5 protein-coding genes and 1 pseudogene are annotated in these 6,713 nt (G+C 55.6%); 1 reads left to right on the top strand and 5 read right to left on the bottom strand.

Annotated features, from left to right (window positions below):
* The first annotated feature begins 450 nt into the window (after positions 1 to 450).
* A complete protein-coding gene (locus LKX83_RS24985; RefSeq protein ID WP_227885559.1) occupies positions 451 to 2,529 on the top strand; it encodes a cadherin-like beta sandwich domain-containing protein in 2,079 nt (692 codons plus the stop codon).
* Positions 2,530 to 2,612: 83 nt separating this feature from the next.
* On the opposite strand, the pseudogene LKX83_RS24990 reads toward LKX83_RS24985, so the two are convergent.
* The 5 genes and pseudogenes from LKX83_RS24990 to LKX83_RS25010 form a co-directional block, all read right to left on the bottom strand.
* Positions 2,613 to 3,497, bottom strand: a pseudogene (locus LKX83_RS24990) (helix-turn-helix domain-containing protein).
* 340 nt (positions 3,498 to 3,837) lie between these two features.
* Entirely contained in the window at positions 3,838 to 4,341 is a 504-nt protein-coding gene (locus LKX83_RS24995; protein ID WP_227885560.1) for a VanZ family protein, read from the bottom strand.
* A gap of 247 nt (positions 4,342 to 4,588) precedes the next feature.
* The gene (locus LKX83_RS25000) at positions 4,589 to 5,659 is read right to left on the bottom strand and encodes a hypothetical protein (RefSeq protein ID WP_227885561.1); all 1,071 of its coding nucleotides are present in this window, start codon (positions 5,657 to 5,659) and stop codon (positions 4,589 to 4,591) included.
* Entirely contained in the window at positions 5,656 to 6,036 is a 381-nt protein-coding gene (locus LKX83_RS25005) for a BlaI/MecI/CopY family transcriptional regulator (RefSeq protein ID WP_227885568.1), read from the bottom strand. The genes LKX83_RS25000 and LKX83_RS25005 overlap by 4 nt, the downstream gene beginning before the upstream one ends.
* A 243-nt stretch (positions 6,037 to 6,279) precedes the next feature.
* Positions 6,280 to 6,648 (bottom strand): VOC family protein, encoded by a 369-nt coding sequence (locus LKX83_RS25010; RefSeq protein WP_227885562.1) that lies wholly within the window; start codon positions 6,646 to 6,648, stop codon positions 6,280 to 6,282.
* Positions 6,649 to 6,713: the final 65 nt, after the last annotated feature.

The raw sequence follows: 6,713 nt of genomic DNA on the forward strand, positions 1-6,713 counted from the left end.
TGGAGCGAAGGGAGAGAATTACTTCACGTCTTATGAAACCTAACAAAGGAATCCTGCTTTTTATCATCTTTTTGCTTGTGCTCACCGGTATCCCGGGAAGGTCGTCCGCGGAGAGCAAGCCGTATCTCGCTTTGTTATCTTCGGCAGGCAGCCTTTATCCGGGGTTTGATTCCAACGTTACGGAGTATGAGGTATGGCTGACAAGCGACGACTCCAGCTATTACGCTGCGGGAGGAATTCCGGAGAATACGAATTATTCCTTGTCCTATTCCATTAACGGAGACCAATACAAGACTCTGGATGATTGGACGTCCACCGGCAATTTAGCCGTGAACGTAGGCGAAAATACATTCCGCTTAAAAGTGTCAGCTTCCGGCGGGGGGCGAGACCGTCTACTCCTTCCGCGTCTACCGTCCTTCTCCGGACGAAACCCGGTTGCGGAGTCTTCAAGTGTCCGCCGGGATGCTGACGCCGCCGTTTTCTCCTTCCCAAACGGAGTACGAGGTGCAGGTGCCCTATGCGACGCAAAGCGCGGCGGTAACGTCCCTCTTGTGGGATTCGCTCGCCACCCTGACCGTCAACGACCAGGCCGTCGCGAACGGCTCGGCTCCCTCGATGCCGCTTTCGTATGAGCGGCCTAACCTGTTTCAAATAAACGTGAAGTCCAAAGACGCCAGTGCCACGAAAACGTATAACGTAACCATCAACCGCCAAAGGCCTTCCGACGTGGCCACTTTACGTGACCTGACGATCGACGGCTCCACTGTTCCGGACTTTGCGCCCGAAACCTACGCCTACACCGTCGACGTGCCAAACGCCACGACCAGCGTTACGACAACGGGGGCGCCCGCCGGCGACGGCGCGACGGTAGCGGTCAGCGGCGGGGCGAGTTTGTCCGTCGGCGACAACCTGGTTCACGTCACTGTCACCGCACAGGACGGCGTCTCGACGCAAACCTACACCGTCCATGTGGTCCGTGCCCCGTCCAGCGAGGCGTCTTTAAGCGACCTGACGATTGACGGCGCTACCGTTCCCGACTTTGCGGCTGGTACCTTTGACTACACCATCAATGTGCCGAACGCCACGACCAGCGTTACGACAGTGGGGACGCCCACGGGCGACGGCGCGACCGTTGTGGTTAGCGGCGGGGCGCGCTTGGCCGTCGGCGACAACCTGGTTCACGTCACCGTCACTGCGCAGGACGGCATCACGACGCAAACCTACACCGTCCATGTGGTCCGGGCGGCGCCGAACGTTCCGGACATTCCTAACGCGCCGGACGTACCGAGCGCCCCGGGCGTGCCAGGCCCATCGCCCCAACCGTCTCCTTCGCCTGCACCTCCCGCCACCTTGCTGAAGATCGGAAACGCGCTTCATGCGGATGCGATTTCAGCTGCGTGGTCCGGAGCACCGGGAGCCAAAGATTTGCTGGTGTCCGTGAACGGAGACAAGCTCGCCGCCTTGCTAACGACAACGGGCGAGGTATTGTCGATCGAGGTCGCGGAGCCGGTGGACGGGGTTCGGGTCATGTTGGACCGAAAAGGGCTCACGGCCCTCCTGAAATACGAGGACCAGCTGATCGTTCGCAGCCCCCTCGGCGAAGTCCGCTTCCCCGTGAACCGGCTCCAGTGGGACGAACAGGCCCAAAACGCGAGCGTGCAGATGGCGAAAGCGGAGCGGCTCGCGGACACGACCGGGCTCCAGGTTTGGACGGCCCCCACCGTCTTCAAGATCATGCAAACCGTCCAAAACCGGGAGACGGAGGTGCCTTACCCCGCGTACATCGAGCATTTGCTGCCGCTTCCGGGGAACGTCTTGCCGGGAACGAGCCTGACGGCCGCCGCCGTTCAAGCCGACGGCGCCTATCGTCCCAAACCTACGAAAATCGTCGCCGAAGGCGATCGTCGCTATGCGCTGATCAACAGCCGCAGCGGGGGCGCGTTCGCGCTCGTCTCTGCTTCGAAATCCTTCCAGGATACATCGGGCCATTGGGCTGAAAAGGAAATCGGCGAGATGGCCACCCGTTTGATCATGAATGGCTATGAGGATGGCCGCTTCTCCCCGGGCGCCTCCGTCACGAGAGCGGAGTTCGTCTCGATCCTCCTGCGCGGGCTGGGCCTCGATGAGACCACCTCCAGCCCAAGCTTTACGGATGTGGCGTCTTCGAAATGGTACGATGAAGTCGTCAGGACAGCCGTAGAACGGGGGATCGCATCCGGCTACGAGGACCATACGTTCCGACCCGCGCAGCAGGTCACGAGGGAAGAGGCCTTCGTCATGCTCGCCAACGCTCTTCGGCTTGCGAATCCGTCCGCACCGACGCCGGCTGCCGACGATCTGTCGTTACTCGCCGACTACCGGGACCAGCAGGAGCTCTCTGCATGGGCGCGGTCTTCCGCCGCCGCGGTCGTAGCTAGCCAACTGGTAAAGGGGATCGACGGCAGCCTGGCGCCCGCCCAATCCATGACGCGCGCGGAGCTCGCAATCATCGTCGATCGGCTGTTAAAGCAATCGGGCCTGATCCAGTAACACCTGCGGATCGAAAAACAGGGACGAGCCCTAAGCCATCTTTGATGACTTTGGGGATCGTCCCTTTTCATAGGCTGCATCAGTTACGCTTGCTCCTCGAATGACAGGTTGATCGGTTCGTCCAACAGCATGGAGGAAGTCTCCATGTTGGTCGATTCGACGCTGAGGTCCACTTTTTCAAAAGCGAACCGGTCTACCCACACCTGCCCCGGGCCGGACAGCAGGACGCCGAACGCGATCGTCGCGCTCTGCTCCGGCACGTCCAACACGACGGCATAATGGTTCCACTCGCTCGTCCCCGAAATCGGCCGGTTGCTCATGTTGTCGAATTGGAGGACGTCCTCCGAGGCGCTGTCGATGCGCATCCACAATCCCGCGTAATGCTGCACGTCCCTGGTTTTGATGAAGCAAGAAAGCCTCAGCCGCGTTCCTCTGTACTTGTCGGCCTTGAACTGCTGCATCATCGTCGCGAATTCCGATACGCTCTCCACCGTCCCGGATCGGAGATAGCCGGACACCTTCCCTTGGTGTACGATCTCCCGGTCGATGCCCATCTCTTAGTTGTACGGGTGGCTCCCGCTGAGCAGCCATCCCCTGATGTCCGATTTCATCGTCTTCTCCTCCTTGGCCGTCGCCATCCCCGCCATCAGCTTCCGATACTGGCCCGGCGGCAAACGGTACATTTTTTTGAAGGCGCGCGTAAATGCTTCTTGGGATTCGAAGCGGTAATCCATCGCCATGTCCAGGATCCTTACGTTCGTATGAATCAACGCAACTGCCGCGTTCGCCAATCTTCGCATACGGATGTACGCGGTTATTGACATACCGACGCGGGCCTGAAAGATCCGGTGAAAGTGATACTTCGAAAAGCTGGCGCGATCCGCGACGTCGTCGGCCGAGATCTCTTCGTGCAGGCGGGCTTCAATCCATTCGATGGCGCGCTGGATGGCCCTATCATACTGCCGCATCGTTTCCCTCCCCTCTTTCCACTCCAGCATACCGGAAGCTTCTTCGCGCGTTTTGATTTTTTTGCGGACCTTTCCTAGAAGACCAAAAAGGCTGCGACGCTGCCTCCCGGCCACCCGTCGCAACCCTGTATCGCCATGCACCATGCCTAATCCCGCTCAAAGCTGAACGAGTCAAAGTCAAAATGGCTTCCCGGCATATAGTCCTGGCAGGATGGGTCCATATCGAATTCGAGAATGTTCTTTTCAGTTACCACCTACAACTCAAAAAAGCGATGCCTAGTCATCGCGGCACTTGATGCTTAGTTTAGTAGAATCATCGTTCCAGAGACTCTGTGTGTAGTTAATTACTTTCTAGAAATTCCTTCTTTTCTCCCCTTCTTGTTTCTCTAACTTTGTTGTAAGTAGATTGCATTCCATATCCTATTATACAACCCAAAAAGTTAAGAATAACGTCGTCTATGTCGGCAATTCCAAGACAAGTAATCAACTGGAAAAGCTCAATTGTAAATATAATGGATAACGATAAGAACATAACCTTAACGAAAGAAGGCCGTCTCATTATCAACGGGAGCAGTAAACCCATTGGTACAAATAGGACTACATTAGCAATACTATTCACCACTGATCTATCAAATCCAAGGGTAATGTAAGATTCAATTGCCGCACGTATTGTTTTAAAGGGAACAATATTATAATTCCAGATTCCATACTTTTCCCTGTTCCATTGCATTGTGTCCATTCTGCTTTTTATTAAAGCAATACTACCCGTGAACTTGATAGCAACAATATCAATAATGAATAATATGTATACCCAAAATACGATTTGGGTCAACTTTTGCTTCATCTCTGGCTGCACCTCCTTAAAATCCAAGACCCACGAGTAACCCCGTAGGTCTAACTAGTAAGCGGTTATGGATCCACTGGCACGACCTTTATACCGCTCAAACCGGAACGTATCGAAGTCAAATCGGCTTCCCGGCAGGAAAACAAAGAATCGGGGCTCGCAGAGGCTCCCTATGCGGAAACCGAAAAGAGCCGCTGCCCTCCGCCCTTCGGCGGTGGTCGCAGCCCTTTTTCGCTCCGATTGCTGATTACGACGACTTCTTCAGCTTCAAATCATACTTCTTGTTGATCGCGTCCAACTCTTTTTGCGGCAGGTCGTCAATGTAGCTTTGCGGGACTTCGATGCCCTTTTCGATATGCTTCTTGACCCGATCGACGATCTCCGCCGTCGTCAATTTCTTGGCGGGAGCATTGCCTTTCGATTGAACCTGCGTCGCTTTTCCGTTCTTGTCATAATAGACGATCTTGCCGTCAGGGGACTGTACATAGATATTGTTGCCTTCGATTTGCTTGCCGGTCGGAATCTGAGGCTGCGGCGCCGGGTTTGCCGCGAATGCGGCCGTTCCGCCGACTCCCACGAGCATTATGGCGGCGGCAAGCGACAGCGCCATCCTCGATTTTTTCGTTTGCTTGTTTTCCATCAGGCTGAGAAGTCTCCTTTTCATCTCTTTTTTGGGATTGCATAGACCGCTCGCGAGCACGATGTTCTTGTGCATGACGCCGTATTCCAGCATAGATATCAAGGTATTGCCATACCGTCTCCGTCCGTCCGCGTCCAGGTTCCGAACCACCTGCTGCATGGGCGTCGCGGCATGGGCGCTGAGGACAATCTTCAGCCGGCATCCCGCCCTCTCCAAGGAACGGCATTCGCGAAAAAGGGCGCGTTTGTAAGCCGCATAACTGTAGAGATGGACAGCGAGAAAAACAAGGAAGCCGACGGCCCAAATACCCATAACGAGCAGAACCCACTCTTTTCGGTGATCCAGCCACAGCAAGCCGTTCGCGATCCAATCCGCGAAAGATTCGCCTCCGGTCGGTTGTTCCGTTGGACGTACACCTGCCGAGGACTGGATTGCGATTTCGAACGGCGGATTCGTGGCCGTGTCGGGAACGCGCGATCGCAAGAGCCGGAAGAGCCAGAAGAGCCGGCCGGCGATCTCCGACCCGCCCAACAGAAAGAGGACCGGGAGAAAGGCGGAATAGTAATGCCAGGTCTGGGACAGCCCGCCTTCCGTCATTCGCCGGATGACGTTCTGCATCGACCAGGCTGCCGTCCCGACGATGGACGCGACGAGGAGAGAGAGGAACAAAGCGATCATTTCTTGTCCTCCTCACGCCGAAACCATTCCTTCAGCTCCGCAAGATCTTCTTGGCTTAATTCGTTCTCGTCTGCCAAAGACGCGATAAAATTTTTCACTTTCCCCTTGTATAACCTGCTGAGGAAGGACTGCGTCTCGCTTTTTTGATACGCCTGCCAAGTCAACGCGGGTTCGTAATAATTCGCCTTGCCGCTCATCGACTTGACCAAAAAGCCTTTTTCGATGAGCCGATTCAAGAGGGTCGACATCGTCGAGGTTTTCCAGCCCTTGCTTTCAAACACCTCGAGTAGACGCGCAACCGTCACCGGCGACGATAACTCCCAAATCACCTCCATAATTTCCAATTCCGTCTCCGACAACTTTCCTAAATTCCCCATGGCGGCCACCTCTGGTCGTTACTGCGACAACTTGTCGTAGATATAAAGTACGACAAGTTGTCGCAGATGTCAAGGCATCTGATCCGATCCAGGGATGCATGCGAATGTGATGAGATTCAAAAAGGCGCCCCGAAGGACGCCCTTATTCCGCGGTCTGCGCACTGGCCGTCCGCTTCTTCTTATTGCCTGTTAAATCGTCTACCCAAGCATTCTGCTTGGGCCAGGCCTCTTTTGCGCGACGACTTAATCCCGATAGTAGGACAGCACCCAGCACACGCCGTTTCGGTCGGTCACGATAGCCAGCAAGCCGTTAAACGGCGCCTCGTACGCTTCCGTGTTAATCGTCCCGCCAGCCGGCAGCGCGCCATAGACGCGGCGGAACGCTTCCTCCGTCTCAAGCTTCAAAAAGATTCTGACGTAGTCGCCTTTGTGCAGCGGCTTCGCCGCTTGCGTATCGGCAAACTTCAGGGTGGCCCCCTCCACGTGCAGATCCGCGTTCAGCACGGCTTCCCCTTGTTGGCGCAAAATCGTGACCTCTCCGCCAAAAATGCTTTGGTAATACTGGACTTCCTCTTTGCAGTTTTCCACGGCTATAAACGGTTGCGCGATCATGTTCCTTCCTCCTTGTATGCTAAGAGCAGCTCCTGATTTAGGGGTTGCTCTTACGAATTTTGTAC

The organism is Cohnella baijiui (assembly GCF_020731285.1).
Classification (GTDB): domain Bacteria; phylum Bacillota; class Bacilli; order Paenibacillales; family Paenibacillaceae; genus Cohnella.